Source organism: Rathayibacter sp. PhB179 (assembly GCF_004345345.1).
Classification (GTDB): domain Bacteria; phylum Actinomycetota; class Actinomycetes; order Actinomycetales; family Microbacteriaceae; genus Rathayibacter; species Rathayibacter festucae.
Map to the genome: position 1 here is coordinate 180,992 of NZ_SLVD01000009.1, position 21,461 is coordinate 202,452.

Here is a 21,461-nt window from a genome sequence, read left to right on the forward strand (position 1 = left end):
CGCCCGCGCTCCCGCGTGCGGTGGTCGATCACCGGCGACATTCCGGCCGAGGGGCACCCGACGAACGGGACGCCCGCGGCGGAGAGCGGGGCTCCGAGAACGTACGAGCGGTTGAGGGACTGAAGTGGCTGAATACATTTACTCGATGGTGCGCGCCCGCAAGGCGGTCGGCGACAAGCTGATCCTGGACGACGTCACGATGTCGTTCCTGCCCGGGGCGAAGATCGGCGTGGTCGGCCCGAACGGCGCAGGCAAGTCGACGATCCTGAAGATCATGGCGGGGCTCGACACCCCCAGCAACGGCGAGGCGCGGCTGAGCCCGGGCTACACCGTCGGCATCCTGATGCAGGAGCCGGAGCTCGACGAGACCAAGACGGTGCTCGAGAACGTCCAGGAGGGCGTCGGCGAGATCAAGGGCAAGATCGACCGCTTCAACGAGATCTCGCTGGCGATGGCCGACCCGGACGCCGACTTCGATACGCTCCTCGCCGAGATGGGCACCCTGCAGGAGGCCATCGACGCCGCCGACGCCTGGGACCTCGACTCCCAGCTCGAGCAGGCGATGGACGCGCTGCGCACCCCGCCGGGCGACTCGCCCGTCACCAGCCTCTCCGGCGGTGAGAAGCGCCGCGTGGCGCTGACCAAGCTCCTGCTGCAGAAGCCCGACCTGCTGCTGCTCGACGAGCCCACCAACCACCTGGACGCCGAGAGCGTGCTCTGGCTCGAGCAGTTCCTCTCCAAGTACCCCGGTGCCGTCCTCGCCGTGACCCACGACCGGTACTTCCTCGACAACGTCGCGGAGTGGATCGCCGAGGTCGACCGCGGCCACCTCTACCCCTACGAGGGCAACTACTCGACCTACCTCGAGAAGAAGAGCGCCCGCCTCGAGGTGCAGGGCAAGAAGGACGCGAAGCTCGCCAAGCGCCTGACCACCGAGCTCGAGTGGGTCCGCAGCAACGCGAAGGGCCGCCAGACCAAGTCGAAGTCGCGCCTCGCGCGCTACGAGGAGATGGCGGCGGAGGCCGAGAAGACGCGCGTCCTCGACTTCGAGGAGATCGTCATCCCGGTCGGCCCGCGCCTGGGCTCGCAGGTCATCGACGCGAAGAAGCTGCACAAGTCCTTCGGCGACCGCGTCCTGATCGACGACCTCAGCTTCACCCTCCCGCGCAACGGCATCGTCGGCGTCATCGGCCCGAACGGCGTCGGCAAGACCACGCTCTTCAAGACGATCGTCGGCTTCGAGCCGCTCGACTCGGGCGACCTCAAGATCGGCGATACGGTCGACATCTCCTACGTCGACCAGACCCGCGGCGGCATCGACCCGAACAAGAACCTCTGGGAGGTCGTCTCCGACGGGCACGACTACATCCAGGTCGGCAAGACCGAGATCCCCTCGCGGGCCTACGTCTCGCAGTTCGGCTTCAAGGGCCCGGACCAGCAGAAGCGTGCCGGCATCCTCTCCGGTGGTGAGCGCAACCGCCTCAACCTGGCGCTGACGCTCAAGCAGGGCGGCAACCTGCTCCTGCTCGACGAGCCCACCAACGACCTGGACATCGAGACGCTCGGCAGCCTCGAGAACGCACTGCTCGAGTTCCCCGGCTGCGCCGTGGTGATCACCCACGATCGCTGGTTCCTCGACCGGATCGCGACGCACATCCTCTCCTACGAGGGCACCGAGGAGGACCCGGCGAACTGGTACTGGTTCGAGGGCAACTTCGAGTCGTACGAGCAGAACAAGATCGAGCGCCTCGGTCCGGACGCGGCGAAGCCGCACCGCTCCGCGTACCGCAAGCTCACCCGCGACTGATGCGCCTGCACGTCGCCATCCCGCTGCGCTGGTCGGACTTCGACGCCTACGCGCACGTCAACAACGCCGAGATGCTCCGCCTGCTCGAGGAGGCGCGCATCCAGGCGTTCTGGCGCCCCGACTCCCCGGAGCCGGGCGGAAGGGCGACGGCGGTGCTCGACGCCCGGCCCGGCGCGCGCACGATCAGCCTGATCGCGCGGCAGGAGATCGAGTACCTCGCGCCGATCCCGTACATGCGCGCCCCGCTCGACATCGAGCTGTGGATCGGGCGGATCGGCGGCGCGAGCCTCGAGGTCTGCTACGAGCTGTACTCGCCGACCGGCGTGGAGCCGCGCGTGCTCTACACCAAGGCCGCAACGACGCTCGTCATGGTGACCGCTGCGACGGGTCGCCCGGAGCGCATCCCGGAGGAGCTCCGCGAGGTCTGGGCGCCGTACGTCGAGGAGCCCGTCGCCTTCTCCAAGCGGAGCTGATCGCGCGTCCCGCCCGGCGGGCGCTCCCGGCGTGAGCCGGACTGCTCAGCCGAGCGGGACGCGGACCATGCCCTCCTGGGCGACGCTCGCCACCAGGCGGCCGTCCCGGGAGTAGATCCGGCCGAGCGAGAGCCCGCGGCCGCCGGAGGCGCTCGGCGACTCCTGCACATAGAGCAGCCACTCGTCGACGCGCGCGGGGCGGTGCCACCACATCGCGTGGTCGAGGCTCGCGATGCGCAGTCCCGGGGTGATCCAGGCCGCACCGTGCCGCCGCAGCGTCGACTCGAGGATCGTGTAGTCGCTCGCGTAGGCGAGGGCGGCGCGGTGCAGCAGCGCGTCGTCCGGCAGCGGGCCGAGCGCGCGCATCCAGACGCACTGGTGCGCCGTGCGGCTCGGATCGGCGCGGAGGTACACCGGCTGCTCGACGTGGCGGACGTCGAACGGCCGCTGCGTCGCCCAGAAGCTGCCGACCGGGTGGTCGACGCCCTTCAGCACCTCGGCGGTGCTCGGCAGCGACTCCGGATCGGGCACGCCCTCCGGCATCGGCGTCTGGTGGTCCAGGCCCTCGTCCTCGGTCTGGAACGACGCGATCATCGAGAGGATCGGCGCCCCGTTCTGATAGGCCTGCGTCCGCCGGGTGGCGAACGAGCGGCCGTCGTGGATGCGGTCGACCGAGAAGGTGATCGGCTGCGAGACGTCGCCCGGGCGGAGGAAGTAGCCGTGCATCGAGTGCACGCTGCGCTCGTCCACGGTGCGGCCGGCGGCGATCAGCGACTGCGCCAGCACCTGGCCGCCGAAGACGCGGCCCTCCGGCATCCACTGCGAGGGGCCGGTGGAGATGTCCTCGCTGGTGCGCGCGCCCGTGTCGACCAGATCGAGGGCGGTGAGGAACGAGGAGAGCGGATCGGACACGGGACCTCCGGGGTGTCTGCCGATCAGGAGAGCGGCCTCGGGTAAGTTTATCGACGCGATGATGTCGTCCTTCTCCCTGGCGGATCCGCCCAGCCTCTCCGATCTGCGCGTGTTCCTCGGCCGGTCCGCGCGTGTCGAGGACGGCGCCGTGCGCCTCCTCGCGCAGGATCGCATCCTGGCCGCGTACACCGCGATCCTCCAGCCGCGCGGCCTGCTCGACCGGTCCTCCACCGTGCTCGGCCTGCGCGTCTTCGCGCTCGACGAGCCGACCGCCTTCGACCGGGTGGTGCCGATCCGCGCGCTCTCCGACCGGCTCGCCCGCCTGCAGTGGGAGCCCGGGGGAGCGGACGGCAAGCCGGTCGTGCTGCCTGACGGCGACGACGCCACGGCGGGCGCCTGGGCCGGCATCTCGCCGCCGCGCGGCGGCTGGCAGCGGCGCGAGCCGGTCGACCCGGCGTTCCTCGAGAAGGTCGCCCGCGACGGCATCGACGAGATCGCCGCGGCGGTCGGCTCCGAGACCGGCGAGCAGATCGTCGGCCGCGTGCGCTCCACCGTCTGGGGCCGTCCGCTCGACGGTCTCGAGGACGTGCCCGCCGGCGCCGCCTTCGCGCTGTTCGCGCTCGGCTTCCTCGGCGCCGACGACCCCGTCGCGCTGCTCGAGAGCGGCCAGTGGCGGCGGCTCACCTCGCGGCGCGGGCACGTGCTCGTCCGCACCCCCGCCTGACCCGACGCCGGCGGGAAGCGCCGAGCGCTACTCCTCGAAGGTGTTGACCATCGCGTGCGCCGCGCGCTCCAGGTAGTCCCAGAGCATCGCGTCGTCGGCCGGAGCCAGCTCCAGCTCGTCGACCGCGACCCGCATGTGCGCGAGCCAGTGGTCGCGCGCCTCCGGGTTCACCTTGAAGGGCTGGTGCCGCATCCGCAGGCGCGGGTGCCCGCGCTCCTGGCTGTAGGTGCCGGGGCCGCCCCAGTACTGCTCGAGGAAGCCGGTGAGCCGCTGGATCGCGCCCTCGAGGTCGTGCTCGGGGTACATCGGCCAGAGGACCTCGTCCTCGCGGACGCCCTCGTAGAAGCGGCGGACGAGACGCTCGAAGGTCGGTCGCCCGCCGAGGTGCTCCCAGAAGGAGCGCATCGGGGGAGTGCCGCCGATCTGCAGGCCGCTCACGAGCGCGGTCCCGTCTGCGGCGGCACGGAGCCGCCGTCCTGCGGACGCTCGGTGGACTCGGTCGCCTTCGGCCGCCGCAGAGCACGCGGCAGGCGCACCGGCTTCCCGTGCTCGGTCGTGACCGTGGCGGTCGGCGTCGTGCGCGGTCCCTTCACGCCGCCGACGCTCGTCGCGCCCTCGAAGCCGCTGAGCACCACCGCGCTGAGCGAGGGCAGCTTGACGTCGAGCGTGTCGAGGGCGCGCTTGAGACGGATGCGGAGCTCGCGCGCGACGTCGTCCTTCGCGGTGGTGCGGGTCTTCAGCACCACGCGGATGACCAGCGCGTCGTCGGCGATCGACTCGAGGCCCCACAGCTCGGGCTTGTCGATGATCCGGGCCCGCCAGCGGCTGCTCGAGGCGAGCTCGTTCGCGGTGCTGAGGATCGTGCTCTGCACCGACTCCAGGTCGGTCTCGTAGGGCACGGCGAGGTCGATGATCACTCGCGACCAGCCCTGCGACATGTTGCCGACCCGGACGATCTCGCCGTTGCGGACGAACCAGAGCGTGCCGTTGACGTCCCGGATCTGGGTGATCCGGACGCCGACGTTCTCGACCACTCCCGTGGCCTGGCCGGTGTCGACGACGTCGCCGACGCCGAGCTGGTCCTCCGCGACCATGAACAGGCCGTTGAGGACGTCCTTGACGATGTTCTGCGCGCCGAAGCCGAGGCCGGCGCCGAGCGCGGCGGTCAGCAGCGCGAAGGAGCCGATCAGAGTGTTGTCGATGGTGTTCACGATCATCACGACGGCGATGACCACGATGAGGATCGAGCTGATGTTGTTGAGGATCGAGCCGAGGGTCCTCGTGCGCTGCACGACCCGGACGGCCGCGAGCGGGGAGGCGGCGATCGCCTGCGTGTCCTCGACCCGCTGGCGCTTCTTCACCCCCGAGACGATCTGGTCGACGACCCGCCCGACGACGAAGTGCGCGATGACGCGGGCGAGCAGGGCGCCGAGCACGATCGCGAGGACGGCGACGCTCTTCCAGAAGAGCTCGGAGTCGAAGAAGGAGATGGTCGCGGCGACGGGGTCTGGGGTGGAGGTCTCGAGTAGCAGCATCCCGTCCAGGTTAAGGGACGCGCGCTGGCCGGCTCCGGTGACGCCGGAACGACGCCGAGCGGCGTCCGAGGGATAGATTCGACGAGGGCCTGCCGGGCCCCCGAACTCCGCACCCGAACTCCGCCCCAGGGGAAGGACGCCCGATGCTCCACTCCACCCGGACTCCCGCCGAGAAGCGCCGCCTCTTCCGCGAGCGGCTCGCGACCGGCGAGCTGCTGCAGCTGCCGGGGGCGTTCACCCCGCTGTCGGCGCGGCTGATCGAGGAGAAGGGCTTCGACGGCGTCTACGTCTCGGGCGCGGTGCTGTCGGCCGAGCTCGGCCTGCCGGACATCGGCCTGACCACGCTGAGCGAGGTCGCGGGCCGCGGCCAGCAGATCGCGCGGATGACCGATCTGCCCGTCCTGATCGACGCCGACACCGGCTTCGGCGAGCCCCTCAACGTCGCGCGCACCGTGCAGATGCTCGAGGACGCCGGAGTGACGGCCCTGCACATCGAGGACCAGGTCAATCCCAAGCGCTGCGGACACCTCGACGGGAAGGCCGTCGTCGACGAGAGCACCTCCGTGCGGCGCATCGCCGCCGCGGTCGACGCCCGCCGCGATCCGGGTCTCGTGATCATGGCCCGCACCGACATCCGTGCCCTCGACGGGCTGCAGGCCGCGATCGACCGGGCGAAGCGCCTCGTCGACGCCGGTGCCGACGCGATCTTCCCCGAGGCGATGCGCGACCTCAGCGAGTTCGAGGCCGTCCGCGCCGCGATCGACGTCCCGGTCCTGGCGAACATGACCGAGTTCGGCAAGAGCGAGCTCTTCACGACGCAGCAGCTCGCCGACGTCGGGGTGAACATCGTGATCTACCCGGTGTCGCTGCTCCGCATCGCGATGGGCGCGGCGATGCGCGCGCTCGACGCGCTGAAGGCCGAGGGCTCGCTGCAGTCCGAGGTCGCCGGGATGCAGACCCGGGCCGAGCTCTACGAGCTGCTCGACTACTCGTCCTACAGCCGCTTCGACGAGGGCGTCTTCGACTTCAGCCTCGCCGGCCACCACGGCGCCTGAGCCACGACCCACCCCGGCGGCCCCGGCCGCCGATCCGATCGCGAAGGAGCGAGCGATGAGCACCACCGAGCAGGACATCCGCAAGGGACTCGTGGGGGTCGTCGTCGACACCACGGCGATCTCGAAGGTCGACCCGGAGTCGAACTCGCTGCTGTACCGCGGCTATCCGGTGCAGGAGCTGTCGGCGTCCTGCTCCTTCGAGGAGGTGTCCTGGCTGCTGTGGAAGGGCGAGCTGCCGACTCCGGCCGAGACCGAGGAGCTCCGCGCCTTCGAGCGCGCGCACCGGGAGCCGGCGCCGGAGGTGCGCGCGGTGGTCGAGCTGCTGCCGGTGACGGCGCATCCGATGGACGTCGTTCGCACTGCGGTGAGCGTGCTGGGCGCGCTCGAGACGGACCCCGAGGACGAGTCGCCGGAGGCGGTCCTGCAGCGCTCGATGCGGCTCTGGGCGGTGCTGCCCGCCGTCGTCGCCGCGATCCAGCGCCGCCGGCACGGGCAGGAGCCGATCGCCGCGCGCGACGATCTCGACTACTCGGAGAACTTCCTCTGGATGACCTTCGGCGAGCTGCCCGACCCGGTGGTCGTCGATGCCTTCCGGGTGTCGCTCGTGCTGTACGCCGAGCACTCGTTCAACGCCTCGACCTTCACGGCGCGCGTCGTCACCTCGACGCTCTCGGACGTCCACTCGGCGGTGACGGCGGCGGTCGGCGCGCTGAAGGGGCCGCTGCACGGCGGCGCGAACGAGGCCGTCCTGCACGTCTTCGACGAGATCGGCCTCGGGCCGGAGGCGGGTCCCCGCGCGCGGGCCTGGCTGGCGGTGGCGCTCGGGGCGAAGCGCAAGGTGATGGGCTTCGGCCACCGCGTCTACAAGTCGGGCGACTCGCGCGTGCCGACGATGGAGGCGGCGCTCCGCCGGGTCGCGGACCAGGCCGGGGCGGACGACATGCTCGAGCTCTACGACGCGCTGGCCGCGGAGATGGCCGAGCGCACGGGCATCCTGCCGAACCTCGACTACCCGTCCGGTCCGGCCTACCGCCTGATGGGCTTCGACACGGAGCTCTTCACCCCGCTCTTCGTCGCGGCCCGCGTCGTCGGCTGGACCGCGCACGTCCTGGAGCAGCGCGCCTCGAACGCGCTCATCCGCCCGCTGTCCGCGTACGACGGCCCGGCCCGCCGCACGGTCCCGGAGCGCTGACCCCCCGCATCTCGCCGTCCTGCGGAGCCGGCGCGGTCGGCGCGGTTCCCAGTGCGCGCTGCGCGCGCCTCCCATGCTGGTCGAGTAGCCGCGCAGCGGCGTATCGAGACCCACCCTCCTGGTGGCGGGGGATCTCGATACGCGCGCTGTGCGCGCTACTCGATCAGCATGGAGGGGCGCCACCGCCGCGTGATGATCAGCAGGAAGGGGCGCCACCGGCGCGTGATCCGCGGGCTGCGCATGCTGGTCGAGTAGCCGCGCAGCGGCGTATCGAGACCCACCCCTCCTGGTGTCGGTGGATCTCGATACGCGCGCTGCGCGCGCTACTCGATCAGCAGGGCCGACGCGCTCAGAGCGCCGCGTCGCGCTCCTGCGCGCGCAGGGCGCGCTCGACGCCGGCCAGGTTCTCGATCACGAGGCGGCGCAGCGCCGGCACGTCGGGGTTCGCGTCGAGCCACGCGCGGGTGACGTCGACGATCGCGGGCGTCGGCGTCGCCGCCGGGTAGAAGCCGACGACGAGGTACTCCGCGATCTTGTAGCTCTTCGCGTCCCACAGCGAGCGGAGGGCGTCGAAGTACACCGGCACCATGGCCTCGAGGACGGCGGGGTCGCTGGTGTGCTGGAAGCCGAGACCCGTCGCGCGCACGATGGTGTTCGGCGCCGAGTCGTCGAGCGTCACCGAGTCCCAGGCCGCGCGCTTGGCCTCCGCCGTCGGGATCGCCGCGCGGGCGTTCGCCGCGGACTGCGCACCGGTCGCCGTGTTGTCGGCCGCGAGCGCCGCGTCGATGTCCGAGGCGTCCGCCCGTCCGCCGGCCACGAGCGCGATCAGCAGCTCCCAGGAGAGGTCGGTGTCGATCTCGAGCCCCGGCAACGTCGTGGTCCCGTCGCGCAGCGCCTGCACCGCGTCCAGGTGCGCGGGCGTCGTGGCGACCGCGGCGAGCACCTTCACGAACTGGAACTGCGCGTCGCTGCCGGCCTCGGCGCCCTGCGCCAGCGTCCACAGCCGGTCGCCCACCTCCGCGAGGACCTCGTCGCGGTGCTCCGGCGCGACGTACTGCGAGGCGGTGCTCACGAGCTGGCCGAGTACCGTGCGCAGCGTCGTCGACTCGGTCTCGGTCGCGATGTTGCCGAGCACGAGGCGGACGAAGTCGCGCGGCGCCGACTCGGCGTCGCGGGTCGCGTCCCAGACCGAGCCCCAGACCAGCGAGCGCGCGAGCGGGCTGCTGATGCTCGCGAGGTGCTCGATCGCGACGGCGAGCGAGGCGTCGTCGAGCCGGATCTTCGCGTAGGCGAGGTCGTCGTCGTTGAGCAGCACCAGCGCGGGGCGGGTGCGGCCGATCAGCTCGGGCACCTCGGTGCGCTCGCCGTCCACGTCGAGCTCGAGACGGTCGATGCGCACGAGGCGGTCGCCCTCGAAGTCGTAGAGGCCGATCGCGAGGCGGTGCGGGCGGATCGTCGGGTAGTCGGCGACCGCGCTCTGCAGGATCGCGAACGAGGCGATGGCGCCCTCCTCGTCGACCACGATCTCGGGCCGGAGCGTGTTCACGCCGGCCGTCTCGAGCCACTGCGCCGACCACTCGGTCAGGTCGCGGCCGCTGGTCGCCTCGAGCTCGACCAGCAGGTCGCGCAGCTCGGTGTTCGAGAACGCGTGCTTCACGAAGTACTCGTGCACGCCGGCGAGGAACTCCTTCTCGCCGACCCAGGCCACCAGCTGCTTGAGCACCGAGGCGCCCTTGGCGTAGGTGATGCCGTCGAAGTTGACCTGGACGTCCTCGAGATCGTTGATCGTCGCGACGATCGGGTGCGTCGAGGGCAGCTGGTCCTGGCGGTAGGCCCAGCTCTTCTCCATCGCGGCGAAGGTGGTCCAGGCCTCGGTCCACTCGGTCGCCTCGGCGGTCGCGAGGGTGGAGGCGTACTCGGCGAACGACTCGTTCAGCCAGAGGTCGTTCCACCACTTCATGGTCACCAGGTCGCCGAACCACATGTGCGCGAGCTCGTGCAGGATCGTGACGACCCGGCGCTCCTTGACCGCGTCGGTCACCTTGGAGCGGAAGACGTAGGTCTCGGTGAAGGTGACCGCTCCCGCGTTCTCCATCGCGCCGGCGTTGAACTCCGGCACGAAGAGCTGGTCGTACTTCGCGAACGGGTACGGCACCCCGAACTTCTCCTCGTAGAAGGCGAAGCCCTGCTTGGTCTTCTCGAAGACGTAGTCCGCGTCGAGGAACGGCGCGAGCGAGGCGCGGGCGAAGACGCCGAGCGGTACGGTGCGGCCGTCGGAGGAGACCAGCGAGTCGGTCTCGACGACGTAGGGGCCCGCGATGAGCGCGGTGATGTAGGAGGAGATCCGCGGAGTGGGCTCGAAGCTCCAGGTCGCGACGCCGTCGCCGGCGGGCACGGGCTCGGGGGTGGGCTGGTTCGAGACGACCTGCCAGGCGGCGGGCGCGGTCACCGTGAAGGAGAAGGCGGCCTTGAGGTCGGGCTGCTCGAACACCGCGAAGACGCGGCGCGAGTCCGGGACCTCGAACTGCGAGTAGAGGTAGACCTCGCCGTCGACCGGGTCGACGAAGCGGTGCAGGCCCTCGCCGGTGTTCGTGTAGAGCGCATCGGCGTCGACGCGCAGCACGTTCTCGGCGGCCAGCGAGTCGAGGCGGATCCGCACGCCGTCGGCGACGTCGGCCGGATCGAGCTCCACGCCGTTCAGCGTGACCGAGTGCACGGTCTTCGTGATCGCGTCGATGAAGGAGGAGGCCCCCTCCGTCGCGGTGAAGCGCACGGTCGTGATGCTGCGGAAGGTCTCGGCCCCCCGCGTCAGGTCGAGGGCGACGTCGTAGGCGTCGACCTGGATCAGTGAGGCGCGCTCCTGCGCTTCGCTCCGGGTGAGGTTGTCTCCAGGCACAGGGTGCTCCATCCGTTCGTCTCGGCGCTGCCGCTTCGGCGCCGGGGTGCGGGCGCCACCGATCCACCCTAGGGCCGCGCCGCACCCGCGCACCCGAGAGGCGCCGAGAGGCGTAGCGTTGCCTCATGACCGCCGTTGACTTCTGGTTCGATCCCTCCTGCCCCTGGGCCTGGATGACCTCCCGCTTCGTGGACGAGGTGACGGAGGGGCGCGACCTCGACGTCACCTGGCACATCATGAGCCTCGCCGTGCTCAACGAGGACCAGGACGTGAGCGACGACTACCGCGCGTTCTTCCCGCGCGCCCTGCGCTACACCCGCCTCGTCGCCGCCGTCGGCGAGCGCGAGGGCCAGGAGAAGGTCAAGCCGCTCTACGACGCACTGGGCACGCGGATCCACAACGGCGGCCGCACGGACGTCGACGCGGTCATCGCCGAGTCACTCGCCGAGGTCGGCCTCGACGCGAGCCTCGCCGCCTTCGCCGACACCGACGAGTACGACGAGCCGATGCGCGCCTCGCACTTCGACGGCATCGGCCGGGTCGGCCAGGACGTCGGCACGCCGGTCATCGCGATCGGCGACATCGCCTTCTTCGGACCGGTCATCTCTCCCATCCCGCGCGGCGAGCAGGCGCTCTCGCTCTGGGACGGCCTCGTCGCCGTGGCCTCGTACGACGGCTTCTTCGAGCTCAAGCGCTCGCGCACCCGCGACCCGATCTTCGACTGAGCCGCGATCCGCGTCGGCGACCCGGTCCTCGGCTGAGGACCGGGCCGCCGCGCGAGCGGTACCCTGACTCCCGGCCCCGGATCCACGGGCCACGAACGGCTTTCCGGAGGACGAGCGCGTGCGCATCCACATCGCAACGGACCACGCCGGGCTGGACTTCAGCCGGCACCTGATCGAGCACCTCGGTGCCGCCGGCCACGACGTGGTCGACCACGGCCCCACCTCGTACGACCCGCTCGACGACTACCCCTCGTTCTGCATCAACGCGGCCGCCGCGGTCGTGCGCGACCAGGAGGCCGGCGTCGAGGCGCTCGGCATCGTCTTCGGCGGCTCGGGCAACGGCGAGCAGATCGCGGCCAACAAGGTCGCGGGCGTCCGCGCCGCGCTGGTCTGGAGCCTCAGCACCGCGGTGCTCGCCCGGCAGCACAACGACGCCAACGTGATCTCGATCGGCGCCCGCCAGCACTCGGTCGAGGAGGCGACGGACTTCATCGACGCCTTCGTCGCCGAGCCGTTCTCCTTCGAGGAGCGACACGTGCGCCGCATCGCGCAGCTCGCCGAGTACGAGGCCACGGGCGACATCGCCGGCCGCACGGTCGACTCCGCCGCGAGCGGCCGCTAGGTGCCCGAGGGCCACTCCGTCCACCGCATCGCGCTGCAGTTCGAGCGCGACATCGTCGGCCACTCCGTCGCGACCAGCAGCCCGCAGGGACGCTTCGTCGAGGGCGCCGCGCTGCTGGACGGCCGCACCGTGCTCGAGTCGACCGCGGTCGGCAAGCACCTGCTGCTGCGCTTCGAGGGCGACGCGACGCTGCACGTGCACCTCGGCCTCTACGGCGCCTGGGACTTCCTCGGCCACGTCTCGCCGCTGTTCGACGACGGCAAGGCGGGCAGCAGCATCGGCGCCCCGCGCCGCCGCCGAGCGGTCCGACTGTCGGAGACCGAGCACGAGACCGACAGCGATCTCGAGGAGTTCCCGCCGGCGCCGATCGGCGCCGTGCGCGTGCGCATCCAGACGGAGGAGACGGTCGCCGACCTGCGCGGCCCGACGGCCTGCGAGGTGATGGACGACGCGCAGGTGGAGGCGCTGCTCGCCCGGCTCGGCCCGGACCCTGCGGCGGACGACTCCGACGAGGCGCGCGACCGCTTCGTGAACCGGCTGCGCAAGACGGCCACGCCGGTGGGGCTCGTGCTGATGGACCAGTCGGTCGTCAGCGGGATCGGCAACATCTATCGCGCCGAGCTGCTCTACCGCGCCGGACTCGACCCGCACACGCCGGGCAAGCTGGTGCCGCTCGAGCTCGCGCGCGAGCTCTGGGCCGACTGGGCGCTCCTGCTCGAGGACGGCATCCGGACCGGGATGATGATCACCCGCCGGGGCCTGACGAAGACGCAGCGCTCCGCCGCCGTGCGCAGCCGGGCCGAGCGCAACTACGTCTACAAGCGCGAGGGACTGCCCTGCCGGGTCTGCGGCACGAACGTCCTGCTCGAGGAGATCGGTGCACGCAAGCTCTACTGGTGCCCGGTGTGCCAGTCGTGACCGCCTGAACCGCCCGTGATGAGCGACGACCGAGAGGACCCCGTGACCCCGAGCCTGCTCCTGCGCACCGCGCGGCTCCTCGGCCGCGACGAGCCGGTGTCCGTGCTGCTCCGCAACGGCCGGATCGAGGCGATCGCTCCGGACGGCGCTCTCGACGCCGGCCGGGCGGGCGACGCCGAGGTCCGCGACCTCGACGGCCGCTGGCTGCTGCCCGGGCTCTGGGACGAGCACGTGCACTTCTCCCAGTGGTCGATGACCGCGCCCCGCCTGGACGTCTCGACGGCGCGGTCGGCAGCGGAGGCGGTCGAGGCGGTCCGTGCGCGGCTCGCCCTGGCACCGGACTCGCCGGCGACCCTCGTCGGCTTCGGCTTCCGCGACGGGCTCTGGCCCGATCTGCCGACGACCGCCCTGCTCGACGCGGTGGCGCCGGAGCGACCGGTGGTGCTCGTCAGCGGCGACCTGCACTGCGCCTGGGTGAACTCCGCGGCGCTGCGCCGCTACGGCTTCCCCGCTCAGGACGACATCCTCCGCGAGGAGCCCTGCTTCCGCCTCGTCACGGCACTCGGTGCGCTGAGCGACGACGAGCTCGACGAGCTGGCCGACGAGGCGGCGCGCCGCGCGGCCGCTCGCGGAGTCGTTGGGGTCGTTGACCTCGAGATGCGCTGGAACGCGGGGGACTGGACGCGGCGGATCGCCCGCGGCACCCGCTCGCTGCGCGTCGACATCGGCGTCTACCGCGACCACCTCGACCGGGCGATCGCGGAGGGGCTGCGCACCGGGGACGAGGTCGAGGGCTGTGAGGGCCTGCTCCGGATGGGTCCGCTCAAGGTGCTGATCGACGGCTCGCTGAACACCCGGACCGCCTACTGCGTGCACCCGTACGCCGGGCACGAGGGCAGCGGCGTCCTCACCGTGGACCCCGTCGAGCTCGACGAGCTGCTCGCGCGCGCCGCCGCGGCGGGCATCCGGCCGACGGTGCACGCGATCGGCGACGCGGCCGCGACGGTCGCGCTCGACGCGCTGGCCGAGGTCGGCGGCGGGCGGATCGAGCACGCGCAGCTGCTCTCTGACGCCGACCTGCCCCGCTTCGCCGAGCTCGGCGTCGTCGCCGGAGTGCAGCCGGCGCATGCGCTGGACGACCGGGAGGTCGCCGACCGCTACTGGGCCGGACGCACCGGCCGGGCCTTCGCGCTGCGCTCGCTGATCGACTCCGGAGCGACGGTCGTGCTCGGCTCGGACGCCCCGGTGGCGCCGCTCGACCCCTGGGTGGCGATCGCCGCCGCCGTCTCCCGCGCCCGGGACGGCGACGAGCCGTGGCACCCCGAGCAGCGGGTCACGATCGCGGAGGCGCTCGTCGCGTCGACCCGCACCCGGCGGCTCGCTCCGCAGTCGGGAGACGCCGCCGACCTGGTCGTCGTCGAGCGCAACCCGCTCGCCTCCGACGGCGAGCAGCTGCGCTCGATGCCGGTCGCCGCGACGCTGCTCGCCGGACGCGTCACGCACGAGGTCTGACCGGATCGTGAACGACGGACGGCCCGCCGGATCCGAGGATCCGACGGGCCGTCGCGGCGTGGGAGGCGCGTGCTCAGCTCTCGCTGACGTGGGCGAAGAGGAACCAGCGGTCCTTCTCGAGGCCGCGGCCGATCTCGATCGCGACGTCCTGGCTGCTCGCGTCGATGTCGGCGAGCTCGGCGATCGCGGTGTTGACCGTGGTGATCGCGACGTCCATCAGGCCGATGACCTCGACGATGGCGTTCTCGGAGCGCTGGAAGCCCGGAGTGAGCGGCGCGGTCTGCGTGGCCGACGCGACGGTCTGGATGCGGGCGTCGACGGGGAGGCCGAGGGCGACGACGCGCTCGGCGGCCAGGTCGGCCCACTCGATCGCGTGGCCGACGACGACGTCGAGCAGCTCGTGCACGCCGATGAAGTTGGCGCCGCGCACGTGCCAGTGCGCCTGCTTGCTGTTGACGGCCAGGGCGGTCATCTCGACGACGACCGGGCTGAGGAACTGGGCGACTCCGGATGCGACATCCGGGTTCGACGAGGTGAGCGACGTGACGGATGCAGTGGACATCGTCTGTTCCTTTCGAGAGGGGGTGACTGATCGTCAACACTACGCCGCAGCCCAGTGTTCGCAAGGAAGTGCAGGCTCGGCTAAGGCGGGAGAAGGGGAGCCTGGCCTGTCCCGGCCCGGCCCGTGCGGTGGGCCTCCGAGACGGAACCGGGGGTCAGCCCCCGCGTCGCCGCGAAGGGTCGCCGGTACCCTCGAGAGGATGTCCGCGCGCCCGCGAGGACCGGGGGAGGAGGCTCGCGTGCCCGCAGCGCCGACCGCCCTCGGTGAGGCCTCCGCGGCGTACCTCCGGCTCTGGCGCGAGCTGCCCCGCGAGGCCCTGTCGCTCCTGCTCGCCGTGCCGCTGGCGCTGGCGGGTGCGTTCGCGACCGGAGTCTCCCTCGCTCTGGGCCTCGGCCTGATCGGCGTGCTGATCGGCGCGGTCTTCCTCCCGCTGGCGCTGCACACCGCCCGGGGCTTCGCTCGGGCGACCCGAGCGCTCGACCGGCTCGCCGGCCGCCCTCGGATCGAGGAACCGCAGTGGCGGCGTCCGCCCGCCTCGGTCGCGCCCGCCACCTTCGCCCTCTACGGCCCGGTCGTCGACGGGCACTACTGGCTCGCGCTGCTGCACACGCTCGTCGTGGCGCCGCTGCTCGCGCTCGTCTTCGCCGCGGTCCTCGGGCTCTGGAGCTGGGCCGGCCTCGGCTCGCTGACGGCGCTGCTCGCCGGCGACTCCTCGGCGATCGTCCGGCTCGTCTCCGGGCAGTCGAGCGCAGTCCTCGGCGTTCCCGGGCCGCCCACGGCCTTCCTGGTGCTGGCCGATGTCGCACTCGTCGTCCTGTTCCTCGCGACGCTGCCGTTCGTCACCCGCGGGCTCACCCTCGCGCGATTCCTCGTCGATCGGCTGCTGCTCGGGCCCTGGGGCTCGGAGGCGCTGCAGCGCGAGGTCGCGGAGCTCAGCGTCTCCCGCGGTGCGGCGGTCGCCGCCGAGGACCGGGCGCTGCGCCGGCTCGAGCGCGACATCCACGACGGTCCGCAGCAGCGGCTGATCCGGGTGCAGATGGACCTCGGATCGGCTCTCAACCGGGTGCGCTCCGATCCCGACTCCGCGGCGGCGCTGATCGACGAGGCGCGCGAGCACGTCCGCTCGGCGCTCGACGAGCTGCGCGCGCTCTCCCGGGGAGTCGCGCCGCCGATCCTGCAGGACCGGGGCTTCACCGCTGCGGTGCACTCGCTGGCGGTCCTGAGCCCGGTGCCCGTCGAGGTGCTGGTCGAGCATCCGGTGGCGGAGGTGCCGCCCGAGGTCGAGCGCAGCGTCTACTTCGTCGTCGCGGAGCTGCTCGCGAACGTGTCGAAGCACGCGTCGGCCCGCTCGATCCGCGTGCACCTCGACGTGCGGGGGACGGGCGGACCGGAGCGCTGGCTGGACGTCTGGGTCGTCGACGACGGCGTCGGCGGCGCTTCGCCGCTGCCCGGTCACGGTCTCGAGGGGGTCGCCGGGCGCGTCAGCGGGCTGCGCGGGCTGGTCACCGTCGATTCGCCCCCGGGCGGCCCGACCACGGTGGGTGTGCACGTGCCGTTCCTGCCCGCACCGCCGCCCGCCCTATCCTGAGGGCGTGCCGCCCGCCTCACCGATCCGCGTCGCCCTCGCCGAGGACTCCGTCCTCCTGCGCGAGGGCCTGGTCCGACTGTTCGAGGACGCCGGCTTCTCCGTCGTCGGAGCCCACGGCGACGCCGAGGGGCTGCTCGCGGCCGTCGCTGCGGAGCCGTCCTCGGTGGACGTGGCCGTGCTCGACGTCCGCATGCCGCCGACCTTCCGCGACGAGGGCGTCCGCGCGGCCCTCGACCTCCGGCGCCTGCACCCGCGGATCGCCGTGCTCCTGCTCAGCCAGTACGTCGAGGTGACCTACGCGCACGAGCTGCTCGGCTCGGGCGAGGGTGGCATGGGCTACCTGCTCAAGGACCGCGTCGCCTCGGTGGAGGAGCTGCGCGACGCCGTCGAGCGCGTCGCTGCGGGCGGGACGGTGCTCGATCCGCAGGTCGTCGCGTCGCTGCTCCAGCGCAACCGCGACCCGCTGGCCCTCCTGACCCCGCGCGAGCGCGAGGTGCTCGAGGCGATGGCCGAGGGGCGCACGAACGCCGGCATCGCCGCCGCGCTCTTCATCGGCGTCGGCGCGGTCGAGAAGAACGTCACCTCGATCTTCCAGAAGCTCGGACTCGAGGACTCCGGCTCGGACCACCGCCGCGTGCTCGCGGTGCTGGCCTGGCTCCGCGCCGCGCGCTGAGCCGGCCCAGCAGTCGCGTCGCGTCTACTTGGCGGAGACGCCCGCACACATGCTGGTCGAGAAGCCCCGCAGGGGCGTATCGAGACCCGCCACCGCATGCACGTCGGTCTCTTCCCCGCCCTGCGCTGGCGCCGGCGCCCCCTCCGCTCGATACGCCCGCTCCGCGGGCTACTCGATCAGCATCGACCTGACAGCCGTCCGCGCACGCCTACTTCAGCGCCGTGCGCTCCGTGTCGTAGAGCGCCTTGACCTGGTCGGCGGTGAGGGCCTTGTCCCAGACCCGGATCTTCGCGAAGGTGCCCTTCGCGTAGTTGCCGGGGCCGGAGGTGAGCTCGACCGCGCCGACCGTGAAGTCGCCGGCGTTCGGGTTCAGGCCCTCGGTGAAGAGGTAGGGGTTCTTCGCGTAGGTCGCGCCCTTGTTGTCGACGAAGCGCGGGTAGGCGACGGAGGTGCCGTCCAGGTACGAGACCGCGTAGGTGCCGTCGTAGGTGCCGACGTGCAGCTGCCAGGTGTTCCGAGTGAACGTGTTCCCCGAGGCCGAGTAGTCGCGGGAGTACGGATAGCCGGGGGTCGGGCCGCCGGTCCGCGAGACGTGGAAGGCCGATCGCTCGTCGCCGCCGTAGAGGCCGAGGTCGTAGAAGAGGCCGTAGGAGCGGCCCGCGCGCTCGCCGTGCTCGTTCCAGGCGCCGGCGACGTAGCCGGTGCTGTCGTCGGTCATGTAGACCCAGCTCGCGACGGTGACCGCGTTGCCCGTGGCGCCGATCGTCAGGCGACCCGCCGACTCCTGCGGCACCCGGAGGAAGCTCGACCCGGTCATCGAGATCCCGGAGCCCCAGGGCGTCGACGTGGTCGTGGCCTTGGTCTTGCCCGCCTGGAGCAGGGGCAGGTCGTTCGCGGTGGAGTAGTACGGCGCGGCGGACTGGGTGAAGTCCCACTGCGCGAGCGGCGCCGGGACGCCGGGCACGGTGGGGGGAGTGGTGGGCGTCGCCGTGGGGGTCGGCGTCGCGGTCGGGGTGGTCGTGGGGGTGGCCGTGGGGGTCGCCGTCGGTGTCGCGGTGGCGGTCGGGGTCGCCGTGGGCGTCGGGGTCCTCGTCGGGGTCGCGGTGGGCGTCGGAGTCGCGGTCGGTGGCGTCGTCGGTGCCGTGGCCGAGACGGTCAGCGCGATCGAGCCGCTGCTGCCGATGTTGCCGGCGGCGTCGCGGGCCTTGGCGATGATCACGTGCGAGGCCACGGCGAGGCTCGAGGTGGTGAGCGACCAGTCGCCGGAGGCCTGCTGCACGGCGTTCCCGACCCGGGTGGAGCCGGACCAGAAGGAGAGAGCGGTGACTCCGGTGTCGTCCGACGCGGTGGCGACGAGCGTCACGGTCCGCGGGACGGTGCTCCCGGTGGCGGGCGAGGTGATCCGCGCGGTCGGCTTCGTCGTGTCGGGCTTCGGCGAGCCCGTGGCGGTCGCCGTGGCGCTGGGGCTCGGTGCGGTCGTCGGGCTCGCGGTCGGCGAGGGAGTGGTCGTCGCAGTGGGCGTCGCGGACGGGATCGGGGTCTGCGTGGGGGAGGGACTCGTCGTCGGGACGGGGGTCGAGCCGGTGTTCTGCACGGTGACGCGCGTGGCGGCGCTGTTGCCGATGTTCCCCGCCGCGTCCTTGCCCTTGGCCACGAAGACGTGCGAGCCCTCGGCCAGCGTCAGCGTGTCGAGCGGCAGCGTCCAGACGCCCGCCTGCACGGTGGCGTAGCCCAGACGGCGGGTGCCCTCCCAGAACGAGAGCTGAGTGGTCCCGACCGCGTCCGTCGCGGTTGCCGCGAGGGAGATCGTCCCCGCGACCGTCGATCCGCTCACCGGAGCGGTGATGCTCACGACCGGCTTCACCGTGTCGGCGGCGGCGCTCGCCGAGCTGCCGGGCGCGGTGGCCGCCATCGGCACCAGGAGGAGGGCTGCGAGCGCTCCCATGATCGTCGCCCGTGCGGTACGTCGTCGCATTGCAGTCCCCTTGTTCCGTCGGTCACGGAAATCCCCCCGGACCGGGGTCAGCCTAGGTCGTGCCGCCTCCTCCGCGCGTGCCCCGGACGGGGACAGATCGTGGTCGGGGTCCGACGACCGGCCAGGATCGCCGCCCGGGCGGTGACCGACGCCCCTGCGACACTGGGATCCGGCGACCGCACCGTCCGCCGAGGAGGAGGACCGATCGCATGGCACCAGGAGCGCACCCGGACGCCCGATTGATCGCTCTGCCGAGCGGATCCCCGGTCGTCGCCGACTCGGCCTGGGTCGCCCCGGGCGCGACCCTCGTCGGAGCGGTGGTGCTGGAGGAGGAGTCGAGCGTCTGGTACGGCGCCGTCCTCCGCGCGGAGAAGGCGCGCATCCGGATCGGCCGCGGCAGCAACCTGCAGGACGGCGTGATCGTGCACGTGGACGAGGGGTTCGACGCGAGCCTCGGCTCGGGTGTCTCGGTCGGGCACAACGCCGTGCTGCACGGCTGCACCCTCGAGTCCGACGTGCTCGTCGGGATGAACGCGACCGTCCTGAACGGGGCGGTGATCGGCTCCGGGTCGCTCGTGGCCGCCGGCGCCGTGGTGCTCGAGGGCACCGTCGTGCCGCCGGGCTCCCTCGTCGCGGGCGTTCCGGCGAAGGTGCGCCGCGAGCTGTCCGAGCAGGAGCGGGACGGGATCCGCCGCAACGCCGCGTCCTACCTCGTCCTGGCCGATCTGCATCGGGGAGCGGCCGGCGGCGGGACCGACTGAGGCGGTCAGGGAGCGCCAGGGGATCGATCGGCGCCAGAAGTTTCCGCCTCTGCGGTGAGGGTCTCTACCGTTCGGGAACAGGTTCCGCCGCGTCACTCCCGGTGCGCGGTCGCCGCCCTCGGATCGACGGCTCGCCGATCGATCGGACACCTCTGTCTCCGTCCCACTCTTCCCGAGGAGAATCGTGTCCCCGCATCGACCCCGCCGTTCCCCCCTGATCGTCCTCGGCCTCGCCGCGGCCGTGCTCGCGGGAGGGGCGATCGCCCCCGCCGCCGCCGCCGCGACACCGTCCGAGCTGTCCGTCGTCGCCTTCGGCGATTCGATCACCCGAGCCGCCGCGACCTGCGGCACGGAGGACGACTGCCCGGTCAACTCCTGGTCGACCGGTTCCGCGCCCGAGGTCCGCTCCATCGCGACCCGCCTCCAGGAGGTGGCTCCGCAGCGCACGGTCACGACCGACAACCGCGCGAAGTCCGGCAGCCGCATCGCCGAGGTCTCCGCGGCCGTCACGGCGGCACAGGCGGCCGGGGCCGCTCCGGACGTGGTCACGCTCCTCATCGGCGGCAACGACCTCTGCAGCCCCGACGTCCCGGCCGGGCCGGACGGCTACGCGATGACGCCCGCCGCGGACTTCTCCGCGTCGGCGTCGAGTCTGCTCCGGCAGATCAGCTCGGCCTGGCCCCGGGCGACCGTGCTGCTCGGATCGGTGCCGGACATCGGGTCCGAGTGGGAGGTCGTCCAGGGCACACCGGGCAAGCTGATCTGGGGACTGTTCAGCATCTGCCGGACCACGCGCGGCGCCAAGGCCGACAACCACGTCCAGAGGGGGGCCGCCTTCGAGGCGGCGGTCGCCGCAGCCGAGGAGCGCACGGATCGGTACAACGAGGCTCTGGCCGCGGCCTGCTCCGCAGCGGGCCCCCAGTGCGTCTGGGACGGCGGTGCTCTCACCAGGACGCCCGTCACGAAGGACGTCCTCTCGACGGTCGACTACTTCCATCCGAACGTCGCCGGCCAGGCGCTGGTCGCGAGCGTCCTGTGGGGCCCGGAGGCGGTTCCCGCGTGGGCGGCTCCGCACTCCGCGGGCGCTCCGGCTTCGGCTCCGGCGGACCTCCCGACGCTCGACGAGATCGGCATCGCCGATTCGACCAGCGGCGCCCCGGACGACTCGAGGACCCGGGTCGGCATGCGCGAGAACGTGACCGAGCGCGTGACGCTCGGCCGTCCGGCCGGAGCGCAGCCGTCCGAGGGGAGGCCGTCTCCGGCGGACCTCCAGCAGACCGCCGCCGTCGGCCGCTAGCTCGAGGGAGGCGCACGGATCGTCAGAGTGCGCCACGTGGTCAAATGCCGACAACTGCTCGATGAACGCCAGTCGAGTCGATCCGTGCCACAAGTTGGCGGCCTGCGGAGGAGCGGAAATACCTTTCCCCACGAGGTTCCGCCGGCGTCGTCCGCGGACCTCACCGCGGTCGGTCGACCGCTGGAGCCGACGGTCGAACGACCGTGCTCCGCCCTCCTTCATCACCGTCCTTGA

At 72.2% G+C, this 21,461-nt stretch carries 19 protein-coding genes; 13 read left to right on the top strand and 6 right to left on the bottom strand.

Annotation, left to right across the window (positions count from 1 at the left end):
* The first annotated feature begins 124 nt into the window (after positions 1 to 124).
* A complete protein-coding gene (gene ettA / locus EDF43_RS17620) occupies positions 125 to 1,807 on the top strand; it encodes an energy-dependent translational throttle protein EttA (RefSeq protein ID WP_123445782.1) in 1,683 nt (560 codons plus the stop codon).
* Positions 1,807 to 2,280: a thioesterase family protein gene (locus tag EDF43_RS17625; protein ID WP_123703462.1), complete on the top strand. Its 474-nt coding sequence runs from the start codon at positions 1,807 to 1,809 to the stop codon at positions 2,278 to 2,280. The genes ettA and EDF43_RS17625 overlap by 1 nt, the downstream gene beginning before the upstream one ends.
* A 45-nt stretch (positions 2,281 to 2,325) precedes the next feature.
* On the opposite strand, the gene EDF43_RS17630 is transcribed toward EDF43_RS17625, so the two are convergent.
* Positions 2,326 to 3,192, bottom strand: coding sequence for an acyl-CoA thioesterase II (locus EDF43_RS17630; protein WP_185020212.1), 867 nt, complete (start codon positions 3,190 to 3,192; stop codon positions 2,326 to 2,328).
* Positions 3,193 to 3,253: 61 nt separating this feature from the next.
* On the opposite strand from EDF43_RS17630, the gene EDF43_RS17635 reads away from it, so the two are divergent.
* The gene (locus EDF43_RS17635) at positions 3,254 to 3,916 is read left to right on the top strand and encodes a hypothetical protein (protein WP_308197316.1); all 663 of its coding nucleotides are present in this window, start codon (positions 3,254 to 3,256) and stop codon (positions 3,914 to 3,916) included.
* Positions 3,917 to 3,943: 27 nt separating this feature from the next.
* Here EDF43_RS17635 and EDF43_RS17640 read toward each other — a convergent pair whose 3' ends face one another.
* Complete coding sequence (locus EDF43_RS17640) at positions 3,944 to 4,321, bottom strand: globin (RefSeq protein ID WP_123446018.1); 378 nt, start codon at positions 4,319 to 4,321, stop codon at positions 3,944 to 3,946.
* A 29-nt stretch (positions 4,322 to 4,350) separates the two neighbouring features.
* A complete protein-coding gene (locus tag EDF43_RS17645; protein ID WP_132437874.1) occupies positions 4,351 to 5,451 on the bottom strand; it encodes a mechanosensitive ion channel domain-containing protein in 1,101 nt (366 codons plus the stop codon).
* Positions 5,452 to 5,594: 143 nt separating this feature from the next.
* On the opposite strand from EDF43_RS17645, the gene prpB reads away from it, so the two are divergent.
* Together prpB and EDF43_RS17655 are read left to right on the top strand one after the other, a co-directional pair.
* Positions 5,595 to 6,506, top strand: a complete 912-nt coding sequence (gene prpB, locus EDF43_RS17650) for a methylisocitrate lyase (RefSeq protein ID WP_123445786.1) — start codon at positions 5,595 to 5,597, stop codon at positions 6,504 to 6,506.
* 55 nt (positions 6,507 to 6,561) lie between these two features.
* Positions 6,562 to 7,698, top strand: a complete 1,137-nt coding sequence (locus EDF43_RS17655) for a bifunctional 2-methylcitrate synthase/citrate synthase (protein ID WP_132437875.1) — start codon at positions 6,562 to 6,564, stop codon at positions 7,696 to 7,698.
* Between the two features lie 349 nt (positions 7,699 to 8,047).
* Here EDF43_RS17655 and pepN read toward each other — a convergent pair whose 3' ends face one another.
* Positions 8,048 to 10,594 (bottom strand): aminopeptidase N, encoded by a 2,547-nt coding sequence (pepN, locus tag EDF43_RS17660; RefSeq protein ID WP_132437876.1) that lies wholly within the window; start codon positions 10,592 to 10,594, stop codon positions 8,048 to 8,050.
* 125 nt (positions 10,595 to 10,719) lie between these two features.
* Between pepN and EDF43_RS17665 the strand changes: the two genes are divergently transcribed.
* The 4 genes from EDF43_RS17665 to EDF43_RS17680 all read left to right on the top strand — a co-directional run bounded on the left by EDF43_RS17665 (position 10,720) and on the right by EDF43_RS17680 (position 14,371).
* A complete protein-coding gene (locus tag EDF43_RS17665; RefSeq protein ID WP_132437877.1) occupies positions 10,720 to 11,319 on the top strand; it encodes a DsbA family protein in 600 nt (199 codons plus the stop codon).
* Positions 11,320 to 11,437: 118 nt separating this feature from the next.
* Positions 11,438 to 11,941, top strand: coding sequence for a ribose-5-phosphate isomerase (locus EDF43_RS17670; protein ID WP_127886453.1), 504 nt, complete (start codon positions 11,438 to 11,440; stop codon positions 11,939 to 11,941).
* A complete protein-coding gene (locus EDF43_RS17675; protein ID WP_132437878.1) occupies positions 11,942 to 12,859 on the top strand; it encodes a DNA-formamidopyrimidine glycosylase family protein in 918 nt (305 codons plus the stop codon).
* 18 nt (positions 12,860 to 12,877) lie between these two features.
* Entirely contained in the window at positions 12,878 to 14,371 is a 1,494-nt protein-coding gene (locus EDF43_RS17680) for an amidohydrolase family protein (RefSeq protein ID WP_132437879.1), read from the top strand.
* Between the two features lie 73 nt (positions 14,372 to 14,444).
* Here the strand turns inward: EDF43_RS17680 and EDF43_RS17685 are convergent, their stop codons facing one another.
* A complete protein-coding gene (locus tag EDF43_RS17685; RefSeq protein ID WP_123445793.1) occupies positions 14,445 to 14,933 on the bottom strand; it encodes a DNA starvation/stationary phase protection protein in 489 nt (162 codons plus the stop codon).
* 238 nt (positions 14,934 to 15,171) lie between these two features.
* On the opposite strand from EDF43_RS17685, the gene EDF43_RS17690 reads away from it, so the two are divergent.
* A complete protein-coding gene (locus EDF43_RS17690; RefSeq protein ID WP_165909167.1) occupies positions 15,172 to 16,521 on the top strand; it encodes a sensor domain-containing protein in 1,350 nt (449 codons plus the stop codon).
* Between the two features lie 4 nt (positions 16,522 to 16,525).
* Complete coding sequence (locus EDF43_RS17695) at positions 16,526 to 17,194, top strand: response regulator transcription factor (RefSeq protein ID WP_123703482.1); 669 nt, start codon at positions 16,526 to 16,528, stop codon at positions 17,192 to 17,194.
* 208 nt (positions 17,195 to 17,402) lie between these two features.
* On the opposite strand, the gene EDF43_RS21980 is transcribed toward EDF43_RS17695, so the two are convergent.
* Positions 17,403 to 19,169: an Ig-like domain-containing protein gene (locus EDF43_RS21980; protein WP_165932480.1), complete on the bottom strand. Its 1,767-nt coding sequence runs from the start codon at positions 19,167 to 19,169 to the stop codon at positions 17,403 to 17,405.
* A 209-nt stretch (positions 19,170 to 19,378) separates the two neighbouring features.
* Here EDF43_RS21980 and EDF43_RS17710 point away from each other — a divergent pair, with 209 nt between their 5' ends.
* Together EDF43_RS17710 and EDF43_RS17715 are read left to right on the top strand one after the other, a co-directional pair.
* Positions 19,379 to 19,930, top strand: a complete 552-nt coding sequence (locus tag EDF43_RS17710) for a gamma carbonic anhydrase family protein (RefSeq protein ID WP_132437883.1) — start codon at positions 19,379 to 19,381, stop codon at positions 19,928 to 19,930.
* Between the two features lie 184 nt (positions 19,931 to 20,114).
* Complete coding sequence (locus EDF43_RS17715) at positions 20,115 to 21,227, top strand: GDSL-type esterase/lipase family protein (RefSeq protein WP_165909169.1); 1,113 nt, start codon at positions 20,115 to 20,117, stop codon at positions 21,225 to 21,227.
* Positions 21,228 to 21,461 lie beyond the last annotated feature (234 nt).